Origin of the sequence: Synechocystis sp. CACIAM 05, assembly GCF_010222815.1 — a bacterium.
Classification (GTDB): domain Bacteria; phylum Cyanobacteriota; class Cyanobacteriia; order Cyanobacteriales; family Microcystaceae; genus Synechocystis.
In genome coordinates this window covers 3,347,586-3,372,196 of sequence record NZ_CP019225.1, presented here as the reverse complement: position 1 = coordinate 3,372,196, position 24,611 = coordinate 3,347,586, and the positions used below count along the sequence as shown (strand labels likewise).

The following is a 24,611-nucleotide window of genomic DNA, read 5'->3' as shown; positions in this document are numbered from 1 at the left end:
GTTTAAACGCTTTCCCGAACTGAGACGTCAATTATGGGGAGGAGAGTTTTGGAGTGATGGTGGTTATATCGGGACAGTGGGGGATGCCGTAAGTAACGAAATTGTCAGGCGCTATATTCAAGAACAAGGAGATGAAAAAGAGAAGGCTCGTGTACAACAGATGACCCTTTTTCCTATCTAGATACCCCGCAGCTTGCTGCGATTGGGTTATTCATTTTAATACTATTTTGATAACAAATAAAATCTCGTAAAGTAGAATTGATAATGCTTTTATGTCTTGTTTAAGGGGATAAAAAATCAGAGGCATTTCCAAATTCAGAACGAATTTTTTTATTGTATTGCTAAATTTAACCTTTCCCGATTCTAAAAATATAATCCAATCTACACAATTGATAACCTTAGGACGATGGCTAATTAAAATCGTTGTTTTTCCTTGGCGCTTGGTCAGCAAACTATTGAGTACTTCAGCTTCCGTCACCGGATCAAGATTAGCTGTTGACTCATCTAGAATCAAAACCGCTGGATCGTTTACAATTGCCCTGGCGATCGCCAAGCGTTGTTTTTGTCCTCCGGAAATATTTGCCCTTACCGCACCGAGAATCGTTTCGTATTGCTTGGGAAATTGATTAACAAATCACTGGCATGGATAATTTGTCAAGCTAAAGTTACCTTAGAAAGGTGTATCTCGGGCAAGCTTGAAAATATAAATAACCTCAATTTTACAAAAAAATGCTAGGGAAATATTAAGAGAACATTAAGGTTGCTGAAAATAGCTAAAAATAATTAAAATTTGTATGATTTTGACCAAAAGTGAACTTTGTGTTATGGTTACGGGGCGTGGTTGACTCGAGTTCAATACAGAACTCAAGGGCTCCAGGTAAACGTTTAAATTTTTGTAAAATCTGTAAAGTATTAATAAAAAACTTTTCCAAAAATTTGGATTTTACTTCAATCACTCTGCCATTTATAAAGGTTAACAAAAGATAGAAACCCAGGTTTTTGTGAAAAACCAAAGAGAAGAGGAGCCTGTCTAAATTTTAGATTTATTTAAGACAATTGTTTAAGACGTTCACCCGGGAATGAGTGACCCGATTTTCAAAGATTCTAAGAATCCGTAACTTAATACTTTTTCCATTCTTGTTAACACTTAAGTTAAGACCTTCTTTGTCATGGCTAACAAATTTAAATTTACTGGTAATTTTCTTGGACAAAAAACTGCCTTCCTGAAAGATGGAACCCAGGCGACTAAAACGACCTACGATGATGTCAGACTTTTTTGGGGCGATACTCCGCTTATTTCTGTCGGTACCGGCGCAAGTGACGGCTTTATTGAAGTGTTAGAATATGAAAAAGATGGTAGAAAAATTCAAAATATAGCCGCTCTAGGGACAATCCTCAACATTCACAACAGAAGTACAGGATTTAAGCTTTTTCGGGGAGCCATTGCTTTTAATGACGTATTAGACCCAAAGAAAAGTAAGTTGGAAGGTGAAGTAAAGCGTAGTGAACGTGTGGAAGGTGGCTATGATCCAGTGCAAGACATCATTGGCCTCAATTACCAAAATATTACTCTTTTTGGTGGTGAAAACAATGCAGGTGGTGTTTCATATCGGGCGATTCCAGATATCTTTCCCGGCATCAGTCTCCCAACTTTTGGTTCCTTCCTTGATTTAACTTTTCCTGGAGGCAATCCCGTAGTCAGCGGCGGCCGGATCCAGTTGCCAGATCTAAATTTAGGGAATGCTTTCAACTGGTATTACCAGAAAAAAAACAAGCCCTCGTTTAATATCCCGACTTTTGAACCCAAAGAACGGCCACCCGGCTATGATCCCCAAAAACCAGACCCGAAAAAACCCCTTAAGATTGGTGAAATTACCGGAGTAGCCCTAGAAATTAATGGTGTTGATAAATATGTTCAAGTTCAGGGAAAAACAGATGTTAACTTATTCAGCTTGGCGACGTTGGGGGTAGATATTGCCGGTCAAAGATTTATTCGTATTTATGACAACAACGTTGATGTTGCTTTTCTCGCATCACTGCAATTCTTCGACATGGGTGCTGTCAGAATTAATCTTCTAACTGTTGAAATGGATACTGTCAAGTTGGAAGGAAAGATAGCCGGAGAAGTTCTAGTCCGTCCTTGGAACAGTTTAAAACTAGGAGGGAACTTTGGGTTCCGCTATCTTCGCAATGAGGCCGGTGTCATTAGCGGTGCCCAGATTAGCTCCTTCGGACTCTATGCGGATAACCTCAATATCTTGATGTCCACTCCGGAGTCTCAAATTTACCTCCAGCGCATTGGGGCTAATTTTGAAAATGTCCCCCCCCTCCTTCCCGGCCAGAGCTTTAACCTTAACGGACAAATTGGGGTGTCCCTGGGGCCATCCTTTGAAGTAGATTTTCCCGATTGGTTGGGAGGGAGCAAAAAAGGTCAGGGCATTAGTGCGCTGAGGATTGATGGCGGGGTAACGGTCAAAATTCCGGTGGGCATTGATATTGCCGCTTCGTTGAGTATTTTAGGATTCACCATTGGTCAAAATCGGACTTTCCTAAACATTGACTCAGCTATCCGGGGTCATGGGGTGGTGCTTCAATCTCAAACCCGCATGGCTCTGCCCTTTGACGTGGTGGTACTAGATGGATTATTCAACATAGACGCAAGGCTCAATTTTCAGATCCGGGCCACGGCCTCCACCAAATATCCAAGTTTTATTCCCTTTGTGGGTGGAAAAGATATTGGTGACGCGACGGCGATGCTGAAGTATGCCGCTCCTTACCACCCAACGGCTCAATTTCGCCCTGAATATGGCTTTGTTGCGTCTTGGATTACTTGGCCAAGGTTCCTCGCTCCTTTTTTCGGCGATCGAGTAGGGACTAGAATTACGTTTGGCGGCCGGGTTGATGTCATTATTGGCAAGGATATCGAAGGTTTTGGCGGCTTGGGAACGGTCGATTCCTTTGAAGAATTTAGCCGACTGGCCACATCAGAAACGGCCTTAGCGGCTTACGAACAAGAAAATTCCAATGATGTGCTACCGACCCAATCCTTTGAAGTTAGTCAAGGACGAAAATGGTCAGCGGTAAGTATCCGTTGGCTGTCAAAAAATATTATTGAGAATCCATCGTCACTATTTGAACTGGTGGCCCCCGACGGTACCGTCTACACCTCCGATGATTTTATTGGGGGTGACAAAGTAATGCTGATAGATGAGCTTAGTAGCGACCAAGGAATTTCCCTAGGCATTGCCACACCGCAGGCGGGAATTTGGACTGTTCGCCAGGTTCAGCCGGTGGATCTCGGGCCAGTGCAAATCAAAATGTTTGAAAATTCCATGGCCCCCGTTGCGGAAATTGAAGAAATTATTCCAGATGCTAATGGCCAGTGGGTGGATATTGTTTTTTCCGTTGCCGATACTGATTCCGATAGCGTCAAAGTTGACATTTATATGGATACCGATGGTAAGGGGGAAAACGGCACCCTCCTCACCACCATCGACCATGACCCTAGTACGGGCAATGGAACCTATCGCTGGTTTTTAAACGATGTTCCCCAGGGTAATTACCACTTTTTTGTTACGGCGGATGACGTAGAGAACGTAACCACTGTGCGGTATTTTACCGGCGGCCCCAGTGTGGCGGCAAATACTGGTTCATTTACGGATGGTAACAGTCCCATTGGCGGTTTGATGTTGGGTCGGGGTAATGATTTACCCGTTGTTGAAGATCTGAGCGCCAACTGGATTGGGGATGGTAAATTTTCGGTAACCTGGAGCGACACCGTCAAACCCCAGTACTACAATGTGCGTTGGTCTGACAATCCCGCCGAGAGTCCAAATAATCCCATCGATCCTGATTTTGACGGTATTCAACCCACTTCCGGGTTAGTGACTATTTACAAAGAGGAAGATGGACGTTTCTATCACAGACTCATTGTTGATGGCTTGACCGAAGGGGAATTGTATCGCTTTCAAATTCAATCCGTCGATGGTGGCGATCGCCTAGGAGCAACGGGAAAAACGTCCCTGGCAGTGGCGGGCAATTACAGTACGGCGATCGCCTTAGGTGAGAGCGATGAGTGGGAATACGTTGCGGTGTTGGGCGAAACTTATACCCGTCAAGTTAGCAAGGCTGAAAATGAAACCGTAACTCCCCTAATTCTGCCGGAAGGGGCCAGCTATGACCCAGTAACCAATCAACTTATTTGGCAGCCGACGGTTGACCAACTAGGAGAACATTGGCTGCAATTTAAAGTTGAAAATCAATTCGGTGATGTTTATCTAGAAACCCAACGGGTGCAGGTGCTTGAGTATTCCCTTGAACAGCTTCAAGTGATTAATTTACCGGAAGACTTCGACATATTTGAGTACCAAAAAAATAATCCCATTAACCTCAATTCCCTGATTGTTGCTTCCGGAAACGGTGATAGTCTAGGGGATGACAACCTGGTTATCAATGCCAATCCTAAACTTATCACCATGGAGAGGGGAAATAATACCTTTGTAGTGGGTTCTTACACGAAAGTTTTAGGTGGAGCAGGAAACGACCTTTTGCAAGCTTCCCCCGACAACAGTTTCGGTGGTGTCCATTTAAATGGGGGAGAAGGCAATGACATAATCATCGGCGGGGAAGGTGATGATACCCTTTTGGGCAGCCTCGGAGATGACATCATCTGGTGGAGTTTAGGAGACGATTTTATTGACGGTGGCGGAGGTACCGATACTTTAGCGGGCATTCAATTGCTCAATCTGGCAGAAAGCGAGACGATCAACATTAAAGGCATTGAAATATTTCAACTTGCCGATGCAGGAGAAGTTGTCCTTGACCAAGCCGCCATCCTGGCGATCGCCCCCGATGGAAATATACTCCGCATCGAAGGTGACAACGGAACCATCTATCTCAATGATGACTGGCAACAACAAGGACACAGGAAAGATGAAGACGGGAATTTTATCCTTTACACTGCCGGGGATGCCACCCTTGCCATAGAAGATTCCCATGACATTATCTTCCTAACCGGAGAAGTCGGCACTTCCTTGGGACAATTTAATCTGGATGAATTCGGAGATACATTGAAGAATGTTTCCACTTTCACCCTCAGCACACTTCCCGGTTGGGAATATAGCACTGCTTCTGAAGGTTTTAAGCTAAGTCTAGCCGTTGAACCAGGGGATAGCAGCACGATCGCCATTGATCTACTACCGGAGCACCAGGGAATAAATACTTTTTTAAGACAAGATCCCGTCACTGGTATTTGGACTGAATTCCTATTTGACGGTAAAGTCGGCGCTGAATTAATCGACAGCAATAATGACGGTAAATTTGACCGGGTTCTTCTGCACCTCGAAGACGGCGCACCATCGGATCTAGATGGCCTGGCCGATGGCAAAGTGGAATTGTCCGGGCTTTTAGCGACAACAACACCAGGATTGGCAACCCCTGTAAGTGGTTCAGGGTTTTTAAATGGATTTGGCCAACCCATACCATTGACGGTGCGGGCTGTGTCTCTGCCTACAAATGGCAATTTCGAGTTCGGCTTCATTAAAACTGATTACGATGATTTCCGGGGACTGGTCGGTGCCTATGATCCCACCGATGAAGGTTGGTCAGCTTTTATCCCCCTCGAAACCCAAGCCGGGGTTTTTCGTAACGGTGAACGGAGTTCATTTAGCCCTGTTTTGGAAGCCGCTCCGGCGGATGGTTTGGCCTTAAACCGAACTCTGGCTCAACAAGTGCTTACTTCCGGTAATTCCCTGGCTTCCACCGAACATAAGGCCATCGGTACGTTTTCCCAGGTCACCATTGAGGATGCTTATAGTTTGACTCCCTATATCCTTGACTTGAACAGTAACGAAATGTTTTCTGTTGAGGATGAGAATTTGTCAGTGACCCAGGATGGTCGGGGTTTTACCCAAATTTCCGCAGACACCCCCAACGGGAAATATGCCGTCGAAGTTTTTACCCTTCCCCTCGTTGTCCCCGGTTTGCAAGGAGAGGCGATCGCCACTGATATTCAAATCCATCGTGCTGGTGAATATCAAAACACCCTTGGTTTGTATAAACTCGCTAATGCCAATGGGGATATTGATATCAATAACGATGGCATAATCGACTTCTCGCCAGGGCAAGCGGGCTATGCTGAAGCAGCGGTTCGCATGACCCAGAGTCGAGATCCTTTAACTGGAGGCATCACCTTTAGTGCCCCGGACAATTTCTCCCAAAAAACGGCGACCACTCAGTTAAAAGCAGGGGGTAATTACGGCTTGTTCCTCATCTCCAATGGAACCACTGAGCAGTTCCTCCAACAAAACCCCGGTAATCAACCAGGCAATGTCAACGCTTTCTTTATGTACGACCAAGCCAATCCAGATAACGAAAGTCACTTCATGCGTCTTGGACAATCCCTTTATGGAGTTGAGGATCTATTCGGCGGTGGCGATCGAGACTTTAACGATCTTCTCATCAGTCTGGATTTTGCTGGGAACATTTAGTTATTAAATTCCCCAGAAAACTAACCCTTAACCACTGTCCATGCCGCCTTTCCCAACCAAGATTCGGATGGGAAAGTTTACCCTTTTTCAATCCTACTCAGCGGTCTTGTCCTTAACACCCCGGACAATGCGGGAAAGCTCAGATTTTTCATCCACACTAATGCGGGTGGGGGAACCACTGATAATCCGCTCATAATTGCGGAAGGAATCGCGAATATCAGGGCCGTCATGGCTAATGCTATATTCTCGAATGCCTTTATCATGCCAGGAACCCCGCATTTTAAACACATTCAATGCCCGGGACATTTCTCCTCGGATTTCCACATACTGCAACATCAAAATGGTGTCTGTAATGGTGGAAATATGGGATTCCGTAATGGAATGGGCCCCCATAAATTGGTCCGTGGTGTTGGTAAAGAAACCAGTGATTTCTTCCTGTTTGGCGTAGCCCGTTACCCCAATGACAAATTGACGGAAAGCGTTATTGGTGACCCCCCGGGCCAGGGCGGAAAGGGAATCGATGGCAATGCGGGAGGGCTTAAATTCAGATATTTCGGATTTAATCATTTGCAAATGATCCTCCAACCCAGCCGACTCTGGATAGGTACAAAGAAGTTTTAATAAACCCTTGTGTTCCATTTCTTCAAAGTCAATACCCCAGGAAGAGGCGTTGCGGGAAAGCTGAGCCCTGGATTCCTCATAGGCAAACAAAATGGCCCGTTCCCCCTGGCGACAACCTTCCTGTAAAAATTTGCTTACCAACAGAGTTTTGCCAGTACCAGTAGCCCCCGTAGCCAAAATAATCGAATCCTTGAAAAAGCCACCGCCGCACATTTCGTCCAAGGTTTTTACCCCTGAAGAAATGCGAGCATTGGAAGACCTTTGGGTGAGGCGCATGGCTCCCAGGGGAAAAATGTTAATGCCGTCGTGGGTGATAGTGAAAGGATATTCCCCCTTCATGTGGGTGGTACCCCGTAGTTTGAGGATTTCCACCGTGCGTCGTCGCCGTTCCCCTTCTAAAACATTACGCAAAACCACCACGTTATCGGAGACGAATTCCTCTACGCCAAAGCGGGCAATGGGGCCATATTCTTCCACCCGTTCGGTGGTCATAATGGACGTTACCTGGAGCTGTTTTAACCGAGCCACCAAACGAAAAATTTCCCGCCGCACCACCGAAGCCGCATCATATTGTTGAAATACCGCTGTGACCGAATCAATGGAAACTAACTTGGCTTTATATTTCCGCACTGCATACTGAATTCTTTCAATTAAGGCTGACAGATCAAAGGTGCCCACCACTTCCTGCCCTTCCGGATCGGGGGAAGCATCCAGGATAAACAATTTGCCATCGTCAATTAATTGTTGTAAATCCCAGCCAAAACTATAGGCATTTTCAATAATGTCACTGGGGGATTCTTCAAATGTAATGAATAAACCCGGATAATCGAAATGGTGAATGCCTTGGTAAAGAAATTGTACTGCCAAGAGAGTTTTGCCGGTGCCGGAGGTGCCACTCACCAGGGTTGTACGGCCAATGGGTAAACCGCCGTGGGTAATTTCGTCAAAGCCCTCGATCACAGTACGAATTTTTTGCACTCCCTTCCTTGGCACATCGGGGCGATTACGTTCGTTAACAATCGGTAAGTTCATTAGCTAAATTTAGATTTTTAAAGAAGAAAAAAGTTAGTAAAATTAAAACTAAATAACAGTTTGACTAAAACTGATTGAATGTGTTGAGTTTGAGGGGCAGGATTAAAGTTTGCTACGAGTCTGATAATGTGTGTTGATGGGGGAAATATCTCGCCCTGTTCCCCGATTTTCTATTGGTCTTCTGCTTCCCGTTCCCGAATTTCGTCATAGAGCAGGTCTAAACCAATCAATACTTTCTCTCGGTCGGAAAGGTCGCCGATGATTTTCCTGACCGGCGGGGGCAGGATTTTAGCCAAAGTGGGGGTGGCAAGAATTTTATCTTCTTCGGCTAATTGGGGATTTTTCAACACGTCGATTACCTTGAGGGCATAAACTCCCTGGAATTCTTGCTCAAGGATATTTTTTAGCATTTTTAAGGCCCGCACAGAGTTGGGGGTGTTGCCAGCTACGTAGAGTTTGAGAACGTAAGTTTTTTTAAAAGGGCTCATTTTACGGGTTTACTAGGACGAGGGGGAAACCAAGCAAGAAACAACTAAGAAAATAGATAACCAGAGAATCGAGGTAGTTTCAACAGCCAAGAGTTGAGCTGATGATTAAACCGTAGCATTTGGTTATTAATCCGTCTGATAATATACATCAAAGGGAATGTCCTCCCGGGGGATGGAACGGCGATACATTTCCCCCAGATGGGCGAGGATGTCGATCAGCACTAAACGATAGTCTAGGAGGACTTCTTCGCTCCGCCCTTCTAGCTTTAGATGCTGTGAAAATTCATCCATTAATTCCATGTGAATTTCCAGGATTTGAGAAATGGCTAGGTCGGCAAAGAAAGCCTGATTGACAAATTGATCTAACAGGTCATTAACTGTGCCTTCGTCACTAAAATAACTGAGAATAATCTCTCGATATTGGGAGCTTAAATCTTCTAGGTATTCTTGTTTTTCCTGGGGGGAAAAGTTGCGATAAAAGTGACTGGGCTTACGTTTGTAGTACACTCCTAGGTAACCGAGTCTTTCTTTAAGTTTGTCAGCCAGCCTTCTTTGCTGTAGGAGTAAAAAGCTTTGGGATGATTCATCGACAATCGGGGCGGGGATAGTTTCCGTTTGGTTGGGGAGGGTACAGATGGGGCCAAGGTGTAGGTAATGGGCGATCGCCCGGTCTACGACGGTGGGCAATTCCGACCATTGGGATTCGGGCAGATGAATTTCAGCGTTGTGATAGACAATAGTGGGGTGTTCGTTGGTGGTTTTGGCTAGGGCAGAAGGACTGGGTTCGAGCAAAATAATCGGCAACAATCGCCCCTGTTCATAGAGACGATTCAGCACTGGAAGGGAATTAGCTTCGTAATAGACTAACAGGCAATCAATCCGCTCAGGTTTGTCTTCTAGGAAGGCACAAAAATCATCTAGTGCTTGAAAAGTCGATAGGTAATGGCGATCGCCCTGGAAAATAGACCTGAGTCTATGGGCAACGTGTTCGGGAGCAAAAAGACAGAGGGAGAGGGGAGACTGCACAGGGGATCAATAATCAGTCGAAGGTTAATCAAATAAGGGCTCAGATAGGCTTTGTCACCATGGTACGGTGCAAGTTAAGAAAATATTAATACTATTAATTGGAAAATTGTGTTAAGCAACTCCCCTGAACGTTAACACAATCTGAGTGCTCCTTGGCCGGATAGCTTAAGGCCTGTTTACAAAGTCTGAATTTGTGTTCCCCATCTCGGCGCTGGGCCGTGTATGGCCCGGGGTAACTTTGGCAATTTTTTCTCTATGACCGGGGGTTTAGGGACTTTTTCTTCCATCTCTTTGTCCATGGATAGCCCTTGGCTAGTTAACCCTTTTTGGCTAGGATTTGGGTGTCTAAGCCCCCGATCGCCGCCCTCCATTTTTTACAATTTTTGTATATGACAAGCAGAATTAATCCCCTCGCCGGCCAGCATCCCCCCGCCGACAGCCTTTTGGATGTGGCCAAACTTTTAGACGACTATTACCGTCAGCAACCGGACCCGGAAAATCCCGCCCAGTTAGTGAGCTTTGGTACCTCTGGCCATCGGGGTTCTGCCCTCAACGCCACTTTCAACGAAGCCCATATTCTGGCGGTGACCCAGGCGGTGGTGGACTATCGCCAAGCCCAGGGCATTACGGGGCCCCTTTATATGGGGATGGATAGCCATGCTCTGTCGGAACCAGCCCAGAAAACGGCGTTGGAAGTGTTGGCTGCTAACCAAGTAGAAACTTTTTTAACCACCGCCACGGATTTAACTCGGTTTACCCCTACTCCGGCGGTATCCTACGCCATTTTGACCCACAACCAGGGACGTAAAGAAGGTTTAGCCGACGGCATTATTATTACCCCTTCCCACAATCCCCCCACTGATGGCGGCTTCAAATATAATCCCCCCTCCGGTGGCCCGGCGGAACCGGAAGCGACCCAATGGATTCAGAACCGGGCCAATGAGTTGCTGAAAAATGGCAATAAAACAGTTAAACGGCTGGATTACGAGCAGGCATTAAAAGCCACCACCACCCACGCCTATGATTTTGTTACTCCCTATGTGGACGGTCTGGCGGACATCATTGACTTGGATGTAATTCGTTCGGCGGGCTTGCGCTTGGGAGTTGATCCCCTGGGGGGAGCCAATGTGGGCTATTGGGAACCGATCGCCGCTAAATACAATTTGAATATCAGCTTGGTTAATCCTGGGGTAGATCCCACGTTTAAATTTATGACCCTGGATTGGGACGGCAAAATCCGCATGGATTGTTCTTCCCCCTACGCCATGGCCAGTTTGGTGAAAATCAAAGACCATTACGACATTGCCTTTGGCAACGACACCGACGGCGATCGCCATGGCATTGTCACCCCCAGCGTGGGTTTGATGAATCCCAATCATTTTCTTTCCGTGGCCATTTGGTATTTGTTCAGCCAGCGGCAACAGTGGTCAGGGCTGTCGGCGATCGGTAAAACCCTAGTGAGCAGCAGCATGATTGACCGGGTGGGACAATTAATTAACCGTTCCGTTTATGAAGTGCCCGTGGGCTTTAAATGGTTTGTTAATGGTTTGCTGGACGGCTCCTTTGGCTTTGGCGGCGAAGAAAGTGCCGGTGCTTCGTTTTTGAAGAAAAATGGCACCGTTTGGACCACCGACAAAGATGGCACCATTATGGATTTATTGGCGGCGGAAATCACCGCTAAAACCGGTAAAGATCCTGGCCTCCATTACCAGGATTTAACGGCTAAACTGGGCAACCCCATTTACCAACGCATTGACGCCCCGGCCAGTCCAGCCCAAAAGGATCGCTTGAAAAAACTTTCCCCCGATGACGTTACCGCCACGACATTGGCCGGGGATGCCATCACAGCCAAGTTAACTAAAGCTCCCGGCAACCAAGCGGCGATCGGTGGGTTGAAAGTGACCACTGCGGAAGGTTGGTTTGCGGCCCGGCCCTCCGGCACGGAAAATGTTTACAAAATCTATGCCGAAAGTTTCAAAGACGAAGCCCATCTCCAGGCTATTTTCACGGAGGCGGAAGCCATTGTTACCTCGGCTTTGGGTTAAACCTCTTTACTAACCTTAGAGCCTGTTTTAAAAGTTATGATCCGCCCCCTAAATCCCCCAAGTTTGGGGGGGCAAGGGAGGATTTACTAACACTAACCTTAAACACTTTTCCCTCTGGTAAAAACTGGGGGGATTTTTTGCGACTAACGGGGTAAACAAATTTCAAAAATGGAGCCAGTGGGTTGATTGTCGGTGATGTTGATGACGCCGCCATGGTTTTCGATCACCAGTTTGCAGAAAGCTAAGCCTAAGCCAATTTGGGGTACGTCTTTAATGGGAAGGCCAATTTCGTAGGTACCGAAAATTTTTTCCTTCAGTTCGGGGGGGACACCGGGGCCTTGGTCTAGGATCTGGATTTTGGTCATTTGGGGCTCTGAAATATCGACTTTAACCAACACCTTGCTGTCAGGAGGGGAAAATTTAATGGCGTTGGAGAGGAGATTTTCCAGCACCCGGCGGAACATGGCTACGTCAGCGGAAATAGCGGAGTCAGAGTTGGGGATTTGACTAATAATTTTGATACCCCGTTGGACAGAAAGTGCTTCAAAACCCTGAATGACGTAGAAAATAAAGTTGGTCAGTAAAATTTCTTCCCGATGGAGCAAAATTTTCCCCGATTCCACTTTGGCAAAGGCCAAAAAATCGTCAATCAAGACCTTGAGGCGATCAGCGGATTCTTGGAGGCGTGAACTAATTTCTTTTTGTTTTTCGGCAGAAATTTTGGGATGTTCCAACAATTCTAAGCCGATGCAAATGCTGGTCAGGGGATTGCGGAGATCGTGCATCACCATGGCCACCATTTCCTGCCGTTGTTGCATTAATTCCTCAAGGTCGTCATATTGTTTTTTAATCCGTAACATGGATTTAACCCTGGCCCGCAGTTCCATGCCGTTGATGGGTTTACTCATAAAATCGTCCGCCCCCATTTCTAAACAGTGGGCCAACTGTTCTTTAGCGGTGAGGGCAGTGACCATAATGATCGGCACAGATTTCCAGCGGGCCATGGATTTGAGACGACGACACACTTCTATCCCATCCATGCCAGGCATCATCACATCCAGTAACACCAGATCCGACTGATAGATTTCTATGGACTCGATCGCCTCTTGGCCGTTGGCGGCATAGTACAGCTGATAACCTTGGTCAGACAGTAAAGCTTCAATGACATCAAAATTGTCAGACTCATCGTCCACGACCATAATCGACGGTGTTTTCATATTTTTACCCCCGCTCTACTTTTATGTTAGAGGAAAGGATTTGGGAATAAAATAAGTAGAAATACTCGACTTTCTTAGTTGTTTTGTTTTTGTAGAAATTAATCATCAAGCCAGAATCTTTGCAATAGTGACTGCTAACTCTTTCAGTTTGATCGGTTTGGTCACATAACCATTGGCCCCCGCTCCCAGGCAACGTTGGCGATCGCCTTCCATGGCTAGGGCCGTAACGGCAATGATGGGAATAGAAGCAAGGTCAGGGATGGCCCGAATCCGCTTAATGGCATCTAAACCATCCAGTTCCGGCATTTGAATATCCATCAAAATTAAATCGGGCCGGAGAGCTTGGGCTTGGTGAACCGCTTCTAAACCATTTTTGGCCATGGCAATGCGGTATCCCTTGACTTTGAGGTAACTAGAAACGGTTTTGATGTTAGCTTCATTGTCCTCTGCCAACAAAAGTAAAGGGAAATCCTGACTGGAAAAGGGTGGGGCCGATGCGGGGACGGGGGCAATTAACTGCTCCCGGAGAATAATTTGGCCGGGCGGCGGGGCATCGGTTACTAGATAGGGCAATTGAACGGTAAAACTGCTACCAACTCCTTCCTCACTGGTTAAACTGATTTGGCCCTGGTGCAGTTCCACAATCCGTTTGGCCAGGATTAAACCCAAGCCCGTACCCTGGTATTGACGGTTTAAAGCACTATCAATTTGCACAAACGGCTGAAACAACTTCTGCATATCTGTGGGGCTAATGCCAATGCCAGTATCGCTGACAACAAATTTTATGTACTGCTTCTCTAGGTTGCCCTTTGGCTCTGGGGGGACAACTTCCAAGGTAATTTGACCACCTTCTGGGGTGAATTTCACCGCATTATTGAGCAGATTCACCAACACTTGTAAGATACGTCTTTCATCAAAGATAACCGGAGGCAAATTATAGGGAAGATTAACAATAAGGTGTTGTTTTTTATTAATAGTTTGTTGGCGAATGAGGCTAATGCTGTTTTGGCAGAGGCTAATTATATCGGTGGGGGATAAATGTAGCTGCATTTGATCCGCTTCGATTTTAGCCACATCAAGAATGTCGTTAATTAAATCCAATAGGTGGGTGCCACTCCGTTCAATGGTATTGAGAGCGTTAATCTGGCGATCGTTCACCGGGCCAAAAATGCCATCTTTCAGTCCCTCCGTCATGCCCAGCACCGCATTGAGGGGAGTCCGCAGTTCGTGGCTCATATTGGCCAAAAATTCATCCTTGAGGCGAGTGACCCGGATCAGTTCTTGATTGCGTTGGGTTAGTTTCTGTTGGGCTTTTTGCCGTTTCCCCAATTCTGTTTGCAATTGTTCAAACAGTTGGGATTGTTTAATGGCGATCGCCAGTTGGTTGGCTACCTGTTGTAAAAGCTGGGCTTCCTCTGGGTACCAAACACGACGACTACGGCAGGCATGAACCACCAACACCCCCCATAATTTATTGTTGTCATTGGGGGATACCCAGCGATGGAACTCGGTGTCCTGGGATTCTTGGAGAATGGGAGCGACAATTTTGGACTGAATTTGCCCGGCCTGGGAGTACTCCACTAAGCATTCTGTCCAGATATCGTTCATTACATCGGGAACAATGCGGGGTTGCCCCTGCCAGTAGCGTTCTAGAATTTCCTGGGACCAGGTTTCATCCTCCCACTTCATGGCTTTAAGGCTGGGCAGATTTGGAACAACGGCCTCCTCAACAATGTGACTGTGGCCATCATGACAAAGCTGGAACACAATCACCCGATCGCCATGTAAGAGCTCCTGCACTTGCTGGGTGGCTATTTTCAAAATCTCCGGCAAATCTAGGGACTGTCGAATCTCTCCCAAAATCACTTCCAGGGCCGTTTGTCGTCGCAGTTGCTTGATGATGGTGGCCTCTGCCTGTTGGCGTTCCCGTAACTCCTCCTGGAGTTGCTCGTAGAGAAGGGCCTGTTGTATGGCAATGGCTAACTGGGAAGCTAATTGTTGCCCCAGGCTAATTTCATGGTCTTGCCAATGACGGGGGCGATCGCACTGATGAATGCACAACAAACCCCACAAGTTATCACCGCATAGCAGGGGCATGACCATATTAGCCTTGACCTCAAACTGAGCCAAAATGTCCGTGTGGCATACTTCTAAGCCATTGTGGTAAATATCATCCACCACGTAATAGCGGCCCTTGGCATAGAGATTGGCGTAGTTTTCTCCAAAACAGTGGTCATGAACCCGAATGGCTAATGCGGAAGGATATTTTTCTCCCCTTGCTTCCGCCACAAATTCCCCATCGTCATAGCCAGAGTGGGGATAAAACTTAAAAATACCCACCCGATCCACTTTTAAACAGGTAAAAACTTCCTGACAGGTAGTATCAAAAATAGTTTGCAAATCTAAAGACTGACGAATGCGTTGGGTAATTTCCCGTAATGTTGTTTCCCTCTCCGCCTGTTGGCGGATGGTCTTTTCTGCTTCTTTGCGACTGCGATCTAGACGATAACCCTCCACCAAATTGCCACAGGTGGTCAAAAACGCTTCTAATTGCCTAATTATCTCCTCTGTGTAGCCCCCAGGACGATTAGCAATACCCACCATACCAATCAGTTCTTCCCCTTTAAAAAAAGGCATACCCAGGAAGGAATTGAGGGGCGGATGGCCAGGGGGAACGCCTCCCCGGCGGGGCTCGTTAGGGGCATCATTGGCAATCAGGGGTTTTCCGGTCAGAATCACCACTCCAAACAGGGTTTTCAGATTGGTGAACTTCATCCCCCCTTCGTAATTCTCGTCATAAATTTTTTGGGTTTCTTCGTTCCAGGCAATGTTGGTGATGCTGTGGGTTTGCAGGTAAAAAACCCCCCTAATTTTCAAGAAATTTTCTTCCATCTGGGCGGTGCCATCTTCTCGAAACAGCACTTCTCCAATAAAGCCATATTCACTATCGGTCAACTCCAGTAGGCTGTTTAATAATCCCTCAAAAATCCTGAGGCGATTGTCAGCGTTAATGAACTGGGCCTGGGCTTGGGTAATGGCCGAAAGTAGAGTGTTACGACTGGACAGTTCCATTTCCGCCCGTTTGCGATCCGTGACATCTTGCATCACTGCCAAAACGTTGGTTTCTCCCTCTGACGTTTCCAAGAGAGAGGTAACAATGGAAATAATCCGGTGGGAGCCATCCCGGTGCTGAATAGTCCATTCTTCTGAGCGAATATGCTCTCCTTGACGCATAGCTCGCATACGGGCCAAGGCCCGGGCCTGCATGGTCCGGTCGGGGTAAAGGGTTTGATACCAACCTAATTGATTGATTTCTGCTTGGGTATAGCCGGTGATCACCTCCATTTGGGGATTCCAGACAGTGAAATTAACAAAGGGATAATCGGTGACAGCATGACAGACACATAAACCCTCGGTTAGATTCTCCAAAATCAGTTGACGAAAGTCGTTTTGGGACTTTATCGCCTGTTCCGCCTGCTTGCGCCCCCTCAAATCCCGAAAAATCCCCTGGATAATAGTTTCATCGCCAATTTTGATGGCCGAACCACTAACATCCACGGGAATCTTCTCACCATCCGCCCGCAAAAATTCAACATCAAAAACCTGGCAAGTTTCCTGGGTGGCTAGGGCGAGAAATCCCTCTACCGCCTTGGCTAGGCTTTCCTGGGTATGGAGTTGGCTCATGTGCATGCCCACCAACTGTTCTTTGCTGTACCCCAATATTTCTTCTGCTTTCGGATTGGATTCACAAATATTCCCTTCTGGGGTAGCCAACAAAATGGCATCACTGGCCCCTTCCATCAGGGCACGGTAGCGCACTTCCCGAGCTTCTAATTCAGCGGTGCGTTCCGCCACCCGAAATTCCAACTCTTGACGCAGGGCTAATTCGGCTTGATCACGACGAATTTCAGCTTCTCTCTGGGAGGTAATGTCTTGTACTGTACCCTTGGAAATTAGGGGAGTGCCACGGGGACTGTAGATCGTTTCACTATGCTCCTGTACATATTTGATGCGGCCATCGGACATTTGCAGACGATGGACTAGGTTGTAGGGTTGGTGATCATTGAGATGTTTTTCATAGGCTTCATCCACCAAGAGGCGATCTTCGGGATGTACTAAGTCGAGGAACGCTTCATAGGAGGCAGCAAATTGTTGGGAATCGACCTCGAAGATGCGAAAAACTTCTTCCGACCAGTAGAGTTTGTTCTGCTGGAGATCCAGTTCCCAACTGCCGATGTGGGCCATGTGCTGGGCTTCCTTGAGGCGATCGGCTAACAAGATTACGTTGGCTTCCGCTCTCCGTCGGGCAATGGCACTGCCAATGGTTCCGGCGATCGCCTGGAGGGCCGCCTGGATACTATTTTTCCAAACCCTTTCTGTGTGGCAGTCATCAAATCCCACCAGGCCCCAAAAATGCTGATCAATAAAAATCGGAACCAACAAAATTGACTGAATTCCCTGGCGAAATAGAAAGGCTTGCTCCTGTTCCGGCAAGTTTTTCACCGGCCCGGCAATGGTTTGACCCTGGGTGAGTATTTTTTCCCAACTTGGAATGGTTTCCGCCAAAGGAATATTTTGCAATTCGGGATTGTCAATTTCGGGGTTGATTCCCTCTGCCACCCATTCCCAGCGCTGGCTCAGGACAATTTCCCCCGTTTCTGGATGGGGATGATTTTCAAAAATATAACTGCGATCCACATTAAGGGCTGTTCCCAATGCCGACAACGCCGCCCGCACCGATTCCTGTTCACTGGGAAAAGTTAAAAGATGGTTTGTGGCCGCCGCAAAACCCTGCAATAGGAGATCAATGTCCATCATTTCCTGCACCAATCTGTCTAGGTTCACCCCTCAAAACTAAGACAAGGACTTATCCCCAGCCTAAAGTAAGATGACTTTTCATACCCTATTTTGCTTAAAAGATTTCATTTTCTGTAACTTAATTTTAGCTAAATATGCCACGGTCTTTTTTATTACTTTTACTTTGGATAGCGATCGCCGCTGGGCTACGCAGTTGGAATTTGGCCAGTAAACCCCCTTGGACCGATGAATTTGCCACCTTGGTCTTTAGCCTAGGCAATTCTTTTGAGAGCATACCCTTGGGCAAAGTGTTAACCGTTGCTGATCTCCTAACCATTCTGCAACCCCTACCCCAGCCAGAACCCAATACCGTGGCGACGGGCTTATTAAACGGTGATAACCATCCCCCCTTTTATTTTGTCCTAGCTCACCTTTGGTATCGATTATTTCCCCCCGATGGCAACTATTTATCCCTGGCGATCGGGCGATCATTACCGGTTATTTTTGGTACCATAGCCATACCTTTAGGCTATAGCTGTGCCAAATGGATCTGGGGGAAAGACCAAGAAAAATTAGCTCAATTTACTGCCCTACTGATGGCAATTTCCCCCTATGGAATTTTCATTAGTCAAGAAGCTCGCCATTACACTTTTGCTATTATTTGGGGCTTAATTTCCATTACTTGTTGCTTAAAAAGCTTAAATTTTTTATTAAAAAATAAACCCTTACCTTTTTCCTTAGTTATTATCTGGATATTGGCTAATGCCCTAGGTATTTCAGTCCATTTTTTTGCCGTTTTGCCCATCCTCGCCCAAGGTTTAGCCCTAGCACTTTGGTTGGGGATTTGGAGCCGTCAGGGAAAGATTAATTTTTTGTCAGCGTTACAATCCCTTGCGCCCATCATACTAGGCACCGCTGCCGCTGGTCTGAGTTGGATTGTCATTATTAGTCAACGGGAATTTGGCCATGGCATGACCGAATGGATTCAATTCACCAATATGTCCTGGGTGGATATGCTGATTGGCCCCCCAGCCCAATTAGCCGCCGCTGGCATAACTATGTTTTGTCTCCTGCCTGTAGAGTCCGAACATCTCTGGATTGTACTGTTATCAGGCCTGGGAATGCTGGCTTATTTTATTTGGTTAACTCCGGTGGTATGGCAGGGTCTAGGCCACAGCATCAAAACACAAAAAGACCCAAGAGTGATGGTTTTAGTAACCACGTTTATTTTTTTGATAGTTATTTATCTGACCATTAGTTACGGAGCTGGTTTAGATATCACCAGGGGAGCAAGGTATAGTTTCAACTTTTGGAGTTTACTAATGTTAATAGCTGGTGTGGGCCTGGGGAAAAATCCCCAGATAAACTTCCACCACAATGCTGATTTAGGTTCATCAGATAGTCAATGGTGGCAATTAAATTGGTGGCAAAAAAGTCGCCGGGACTTATATTTACCAATGATAATTTTGTTAATTGGTATTTTGAGTGCTGTCACTGTTACCCATAACTTGGCTTACCGGAAATATTATCGACCTGATAAATTTCTAACTCTCTTGTCAGAAAACCCTGTCAGCGAAACCCGTTGGATTGTCACCACCCATAAAAGCTTGGTGCAGGTAGGTGAACTGTTGGGCATTGCCTGGGAAGCTCAACGCCATTTTCCTGAGTTGGTGCCCCAACTAAGATTTGTTTTTTTACCCCAGGAAAAATTACAAGATCCCGTTGCCACAGAACAGCTACAGAATTTATTGAAACAGGCGGAACAACCAGTGGATTTATGGCTGGTTAATTATTTTGCTCCCCTAGATTTTCCCGACTGCCAAATAGATCAAAGTCCGAAAGAAAATATCTTTGGTTATCCCTATCAACGCTTTAATTGTCCTATTAATCGTAAATAACATCAGGTTAAAAGAGCTATTCTAACCATCTCGCTTTTTGCTGTATTTTCTGTATTTAAAAATTAGTCTAATAAGCGAATTAATTCTTCCTTGGTTATTTCAGCGTCTCTGATGATTTTCAACAATAAACCTTTTCCAATAGTTTTACCGGCATGGATAGGAATGGTCACTACTCGATTATCTTGATCTTTTAGACGAACGTGACTTCCTTTTTGTCTAATAACTTTAAAACCAAGTTTTTGAAGTACGACTATGAGCTGAGTGCTTGTTACAGTAGGAAGCTTTGCCATCAGACCACCACTTTTTGGATGCCGATAAACTCAGAAGTAGATTCCAATTCAATCTCTTCAAGACATAATTCGATAACCTCACGAATATTTTGCATAAGCTCATCAATGGTCTCCCCCTGACTGTAGCAAGCTTTAAGTTGTGGGACTTCACCTATGTAAATACCATCTTCATCCCTTTCAATAAGAACATAAAATTCTTGCTTGTTCATTTTTTTCCTTGTGTGTTTTACTAAGCAGTTTGTTCAGTGCTATAAAAATCCTGTTTTTCAATGGCTGGCCTGATGTCATTGAGATCAATATAACGATCGGTGGCATTTCGCAATTCCCTGGCAATCATGCCTTCCGTGGAAACTACGGTGATGTGGGTACTTTTTGATCTTAAGAGTTCGATCGCCCGTTCAAAATCGCCGTCACCACTGAATAAAACCACCCGATCATATTGATCTACGGTGTTAAACATGTCCACCACAATTTCAATATCTAGATTAGCTTTTTGGGAATATTTGCCGGAAATGTCGTCGTAATATTCCTTAAGAATTTTAGTTCTGACGGTGTAACCTAAACTAATAAGGGCATCACGGAAACCCCTTTGATCTTGGGTATCTTTTAAACCAGTGTACCAAAATGCATTGACGAGTTTTACAGATGGATCTTCAGTGAAGAAAGATAATACCCTTCTTGGGTCAAAAAACCAGCCATTTTTCTGTTGTGCGTAAAACATATTATTCCCATCCACAAAAATAGACAAACGATCCCTGCGGAAAGGAATACCACTATGAATTGACATATAAAGTTAAATCGTAAAAATAAAAATAACTAGCGATAATGCTAAGAAATAGAATAGAAGTTAGAAATAAAAATAATAGCTGAGGTTAGTTTAGCGCAATTGTTAACCCCTAGGGAATTGGGGCAATCACCAGTGCCACCCCAGAATACTTGATTTGGCGAAAAAGTAGCTAAATTTGCCCATCTCGGTTCAGCCGTGGCGATCGCCATGGGATGGTGACACTGTTTGGGCTGAAGCGGTTGGCCCCAAGCGAGTAGGGGGGGAAAGGACCCCCATCGGCATATTAATTTACGTACGATTTAGGTCTTGGCAGACTAACCAAGGTAGCCTAAGAATCACTTTTGACATCCCTACCAGAAAAAAACCTGTTCCCTCTGTTCCCTAGGCACAACCGTCTCGATCCTGAAAGTCCCAAGCTTCACAATTCATTAAATCAATGATGTGGTCTCGCAAAAGGTAATCGTGCATTTCCAATTCCCTTTCTACGGCTAGCCACTGCCGGGCGGGGATGAATTGACAAAGGGTATAGATGGGTTGCTGGCGATCGAGGCGATTTTGGCGGACCAGTTCACTGGCGGTGGAGCGAATGACTTCGAGGGAAAAAACTGTTTCTTGGTGGAGGGGTGAGGAAATGACCATAGTGCTTCAACCGGAAATGGACAGTGTATAAAAAGCCAATATCTACGGAACTGGGGTAACAGAGCAGGCTAGGGGCTGGACAAAGCCCAAAATAGTAGTAATTTTGACGACCGGTGCAAAAACCTTTAACAATTTAGGGGCAAAATCTGGCTAAGGGAAGGGGGAAAAACCGTATAACCGTAACAAAAAATACAATCTTCCCTATTTTACGGATGGCAGACCGGCAATGTCACGCTTTTGGCCTTAATCTTTTGTTTATCTTTAGCTTTAGTTTTTAGTGTGGTTAGCCCCCTGTTTTCCATGGCATTGACAACGGGCCAAGCCAGGCCGAGCCAGTCTTTCTGGGCGATGGAGCTTATTGTCGGCCTGGGGGTTTCCCTCCAGTAGGTTGGCTCAACGACGGCATTAAAGTCACAGCTTTTTGATACGCTGGAAAAATCCACTACCCTTAGCCCGGCTAATTGGTAAGGATTTGGCTGGCTCCGTTGACCCTGGAACACTAGGAACACTAAAGGGAAATCATGATAACGTTTATAAGAAAATTGTCAGGGTAGAGTCAGCATGAAAAATCGTACTTTTACCGCCATCATCTATAAGGAAGAGGAAATGTACATTGCGGAGTGCCCAGAAGTAGGCACAGTCGATCAAGGAGAAACCATCGAACAGGCCATAGCAGGACTACAAGAAGCAACTCAACTCTATCTTCAGGAATTCCCACTGCCGGAAACATCACCTAGATTTGTGACGAGTATTGAAGTGAGTTATGCCTAAGTTACCGCGAATTTCTAGTCGAGAAGTAATTCGAGTGCTTGAAAAACTGGGCTTTGAAGTGGTTCGACAAACGGGGAGCCATGTGGTGATGCAAAAAGCAACAACTGACGGAAATATTGGCTGTGTTGTCCCTGTGCATCGAGAACTAAAGGTGGGTACTTTAAGTGGCGTTCTCAAACAAGCCAAAGTTTCTGTTAATGAATTTATTGGGCAGCTTTGAGATGCCTAGTTGGTATAAAAATGGGTTGCGCATACCCCGCAGCTTGCTGGGATTGGGTCTTTCATTTGTCCCTGGGTGGTGCTAGATAGAGCCAAATTAACCATTGCTAAATGCGATGACTACCACGGTGATGACGGAAGTAGTCTTTTCTCGTCTTGAGAATAATTTTAATGTTGGTCGATTTAGATAAAGTCACGGCTTTTTGATACGCTGGAAAAATCCATCACCCTTAGCCCGGCTAATCCATCCCTAGTTATGAGTAAAAGTGAGCGTCGTGTTTTTCTGCTGGATTTTGAAAAGCCCCTCTATGAGCTAGAGGAAAAAATCAATCAAATCCGGGAACTAGCCGAGGAAAAAAATGTGGACGTGTCCGAACAGCTCAGTCAACTAGAAAGTCGGGCTGAACAGTTGCGTCAGGAAATTTTTAGCAATCTCAATCCTTCCCAGCGGTTACAGTTGGCCCGCCATCCCCGCCGTCCTAGTACGTTGGATTATATCCAAGCCATTGCGGATGATTGGTTTGAAATGCACGGCGATCGGGGGGGTTATGACGATCCGGCTTTGGTGGGGGGAGTGGCCCGCTTGGGGACTCGACCTGTGGTGATTATGGGCCATCAAAAGGGAAGGGATACCAAGGATAATGTGGCTCGCAATTTTGGTATGGCGGCCCCCAATGGTTACCGGAAAGCTCTGCGGTTGATGGAACACGCTGATCGTTTTGGTATGCCTATTATTACTTTTATTGATACTCCTGGAGCTTGGGCGGGCATTGATGCGGAAAAGTTGGGCCAGGGAGAGGCGATCGCCGTTAATTTGCGGGAAATGTTTCGGTTGGATGTGCCCATTCTCTGCACAGTGATCGGGGAAGGGGGTTCCGGCGGTGCCTTGGGCATTGGCGTTGGCGATCGGGTATTGATGCTGGAAAATGCGGTGTACACCGTGGCTACTCCAGAGGCCTGTGCGGCTATTCTTTGGAAGGATGCGAAAAAATCTGACAAAGCGGCGATCGCCTTGAAAATTACCGCCGATGATTTAGCGAAGTTACAAATCATTGATGGGATTATTCCCGAACCGAAGGGGGCCGCCCACGCCGATCCATTGGGAGCCGCTGCTAAGTTGAAGGAAGCTTTATTGTTCCATCTCAATACCTTGGCTCAATTAACTCCCCAGGAACGCAAACAATTGCGGTACGACAAATTCCGGCATTTGGGTCAATTTTTAGAAACGGCAGTGTAGGGCAAGTAAAACTATGGAGGAGGCTGGGGAAACGGACACATCAGCAAATTCTGCGCCTAAAGAGGAAAAAATCAAAAGTCCTCTGCGTTACCCAGGCGGAAAATCCAAAGCCCTAAAGCAAATTTTGCCCCATGTTCCCACTGAAATCAAAGAGTATCGGGAACCATTTATCGGGGGAGGCTCCGTTTTTTTAGCCATCAAGCAAATTTTTGACGATAGCATTAATAAGTACTGGATTAACGACTTAAATTTCGATCTATATTGTTTCTGGAAATATACCCAGGAAGAAATTAAACAGCTAACAGATGCAGTCACGGCGATCAAACAACAGCAAACGGACGGTAGAAAACTTTTTGCTACCCTAACTAAAGATGGGCTGGAATTAAATGAATTTGAGCGGGCAGTGCGTTTTTTTATCTTGAATCGCATCACCTTCTCCGGCACAGTGGAATCCGGTGGTTATTCCCAACAGGCTTTTGAGAAACGTTTTACCGATTCTTCCATTGTCAGGCTGAAGGATTTAGGCAGAATGTTAGTAAATACGACCATTACTAATTTAGATTATCAGCAGTTAAGTGATGCGCCGGGGGAAGGGGTATTTATATTTCTTGATCCACCCTATCTAAGCGCCACTAAATCCAAACTCTATGGCAAAAAAGGAGATTTGCATACTTCTTTTAATCACCAAAGATTTGCTGAAGCAATGGAAAGCTGTTCCCATAAATGGCTAATTACCTATGATGATTCTGACGAAATCAGAAAATTATTTAGTTTTGCTCAAATTATTGAATGGGATTTACAATATGGTATGAACAATTACAAGCAAGAAAAGGCTTCTAAAGGAAAAGAGTTAATGATTAAAAATTATTAGGATTGATTGGTCAAGTTTTAATTTGCTTCCCGTGTAAGCCAGATAAAATTCCAGCAATACCTGAGAAAGTGTTTGAAAAGTTTTAAGCAAGCCTTTGAAGCATGAGATGAACCATGGCAACATAGAGCATTGTCTCACTGGTGGTAGGTAAATATTCATAATCCTTGCTTAAACGACGATAGCGA

General features: G+C 45.8%; 17 protein-coding genes and 4 pseudogenes. 8 read left to right on the top strand and 13 right to left on the bottom strand.

The genetic code is table 11. The features are described 5' to 3' along the window. Positions 1-181, top strand: a 181-nt coding sequence (locus BWK47_RS15780) for a transposase (protein ID WP_204250426.1), incomplete at its 5' end; no start/stop codon positions are given. Between the two features lie 30 nt (positions 182-211). Here BWK47_RS15780 and BWK47_RS15775 read toward each other — a convergent pair. Then, positions 212-553 carry a hypothetical protein gene (locus BWK47_RS15775; protein WP_237269682.1) on the bottom strand — a complete coding sequence of 114 codons (342 nt, stop codon included), beginning with the start codon at positions 551-553 and terminating at the stop codon, positions 212-214. Positions 554-1,169: 616 nt separating this feature from the next. Here BWK47_RS15775 and BWK47_RS15770 point away from each other — a divergent pair. Then, positions 1,170-6,488 (top strand): DUF4114 domain-containing protein, encoded by a 5,319-nt coding sequence (locus tag BWK47_RS15770; protein WP_162329392.1) that lies wholly within the window; start codon positions 1,170-1,172, stop codon positions 6,486-6,488. A gap of 93 nt (positions 6,489-6,581) precedes the next feature. Here the strand turns inward: BWK47_RS15770 and kaiC are convergent, their stop codons facing one another. The 3 genes from kaiC to BWK47_RS15755 all read right to left on the bottom strand — a co-directional run bounded on the left by kaiC (position 6,582) and on the right by BWK47_RS15755 (position 9,655). Then, positions 6,582-8,141: a circadian clock protein KaiC gene (gene kaiC / locus BWK47_RS15765; protein ID WP_162329391.1), complete on the bottom strand. Its 1,560-nt coding sequence runs from the start codon at positions 8,139-8,141 to the stop codon at positions 6,582-6,584. A 170-nt stretch (positions 8,142-8,311) separates the two neighbouring features. Further along, a complete protein-coding gene (gene kaiB, locus BWK47_RS15760) occupies positions 8,312-8,629 on the bottom strand; it encodes a circadian clock protein KaiB (protein WP_010874242.1) in 318 nt (105 codons plus the stop codon). A 126-nt stretch (positions 8,630-8,755) separates the two neighbouring features. Next, positions 8,756-9,655, bottom strand: a complete 900-nt coding sequence (locus BWK47_RS15755) for a circadian clock protein KaiA (protein ID WP_162329390.1) — start codon at positions 9,653-9,655, stop codon at positions 8,756-8,758. 389 nt (positions 9,656-10,044) lie between these two features. Here BWK47_RS15755 and pgm point away from each other — a divergent pair, with 389 nt between their 5' ends. Continuing rightward, positions 10,045-11,700 carry a phosphoglucomutase (alpha-D-glucose-1,6-bisphosphate-dependent) gene (gene pgm, locus BWK47_RS15750; protein ID WP_162329389.1) on the top strand — a complete coding sequence of 552 codons (1,656 nt, stop codon included), beginning with the start codon at positions 10,045-10,047 and terminating at the stop codon, positions 11,698-11,700. Between the two features lie 143 nt (positions 11,701-11,843). On the opposite strand, the gene BWK47_RS15745 is transcribed toward pgm, so the two are convergent. From BWK47_RS15745 to BWK47_RS15740, 4 genes and pseudogenes are all read right to left on the bottom strand, one after another. After that, positions 11,844-12,917 (bottom strand): hybrid sensor histidine kinase/response regulator, encoded by a 1,074-nt coding sequence (locus BWK47_RS15745; RefSeq protein WP_162329388.1) that lies wholly within the window; start codon positions 12,915-12,917, stop codon positions 11,844-11,846. A 105-nt stretch (positions 12,918-13,022) separates the two neighbouring features. Then, positions 13,023-13,361: pseudogene (locus tag BWK47_RS17440) on the bottom strand (response regulator); the annotation flags it as partial. Positions 13,362-13,484: 123 nt separating this feature from the next. Beyond that, positions 13,485-13,820 (bottom strand): annotated as a pseudogene (locus tag BWK47_RS17435) (ATP-binding protein); the annotation flags it as partial. 165 nt (positions 13,821-13,985) lie between these two features. Further along, positions 13,986-17,732: pseudogene (locus tag BWK47_RS15740) on the bottom strand (GAF domain-containing protein); the annotation flags it as partial. A gap of 137 nt (positions 17,733-17,869) precedes the next feature. Between BWK47_RS15740 and BWK47_RS15735 the strand changes: the two are divergent. After that, complete coding sequence (locus tag BWK47_RS15735) at positions 17,870-19,612, top strand: glycosyltransferase family 39 protein (protein WP_162329386.1); 1,743 nt, start codon at positions 17,870-17,872, stop codon at positions 19,610-19,612. A gap of 62 nt (positions 19,613-19,674) precedes the next feature. Here the strand turns inward: BWK47_RS15735 and BWK47_RS15730 are convergent, their stop codons facing one another. The 4 genes from BWK47_RS15730 to BWK47_RS15715 form a co-directional block, all read right to left on the bottom strand. Further along, on the bottom strand, positions 19,675-19,902 hold the full coding sequence (locus tag BWK47_RS15730) for a type II toxin-antitoxin system HicA family toxin (RefSeq protein ID WP_162329385.1): 228 nt from the start codon (positions 19,900-19,902) through the stop codon (positions 19,675-19,677). Continuing rightward, positions 19,902-20,111 (bottom strand): type II toxin-antitoxin system HicB family antitoxin, encoded by a 210-nt coding sequence (locus tag BWK47_RS15725; protein ID WP_010874238.1) that lies wholly within the window; start codon positions 20,109-20,111, stop codon positions 19,902-19,904. Before BWK47_RS15725 ends, BWK47_RS15730 begins: the two co-directional genes overlap by 1 nt. A 20-nt stretch (positions 20,112-20,131) precedes the next feature. Further along, positions 20,132-20,689, bottom strand: a complete 558-nt coding sequence (locus BWK47_RS15720) for a LabA-like NYN domain-containing protein (protein ID WP_010874237.1) — start codon at positions 20,687-20,689, stop codon at positions 20,132-20,134. Positions 20,690-21,070: 381 nt separating this feature from the next. Further along, on the bottom strand, positions 21,071-21,328 hold the full coding sequence (locus BWK47_RS15715; protein ID WP_162329384.1) for a DUF4327 family protein: 258 nt from the start codon (positions 21,326-21,328) through the stop codon (positions 21,071-21,073). Between the two features lie 561 nt (positions 21,329-21,889). Between BWK47_RS15715 and BWK47_RS15705 the strand changes: the two genes are divergently transcribed. The 4 genes from BWK47_RS15705 (at position 21,890) to BWK47_RS15690 (ending at position 24,426) form a co-directional block, all read left to right on the top strand. Beyond that, positions 21,890-22,099, top strand: coding sequence for a type II toxin-antitoxin system HicB family antitoxin (locus BWK47_RS15705; protein WP_020861920.1), 210 nt, complete (start codon positions 21,890-21,892; stop codon positions 22,097-22,099). Then, positions 22,092-22,319 (top strand): type II toxin-antitoxin system HicA family toxin, encoded by a 228-nt coding sequence (locus BWK47_RS15700; protein ID WP_162329382.1) that lies wholly within the window; start codon positions 22,092-22,094, stop codon positions 22,317-22,319. Before BWK47_RS15705 ends, BWK47_RS15700 begins: the two co-directional genes overlap by 8 nt. A 255-nt stretch (positions 22,320-22,574) precedes the next feature. Beyond that, positions 22,575-23,555 (top strand): acetyl-CoA carboxylase carboxyl transferase subunit alpha, encoded by a 981-nt coding sequence (gene accA / locus BWK47_RS15695; protein ID WP_162329381.1) that lies wholly within the window; start codon positions 22,575-22,577, stop codon positions 23,553-23,555. Positions 23,556-23,568: 13 nt separating this feature from the next. Further along, on the top strand, positions 23,569-24,426 hold the full coding sequence (locus tag BWK47_RS15690; protein WP_162329380.1) for a DNA adenine methylase: 858 nt from the start codon (positions 23,569-23,571) through the stop codon (positions 24,424-24,426). An 82-nt stretch (positions 24,427-24,508) separates the two neighbouring features. Here BWK47_RS15690 and BWK47_RS15685 read toward each other — a convergent pair. Continuing rightward, positions 24,509-24,611, bottom strand: a pseudogene (locus BWK47_RS15685) (IS5/IS1182 family transposase); the annotation flags it as partial.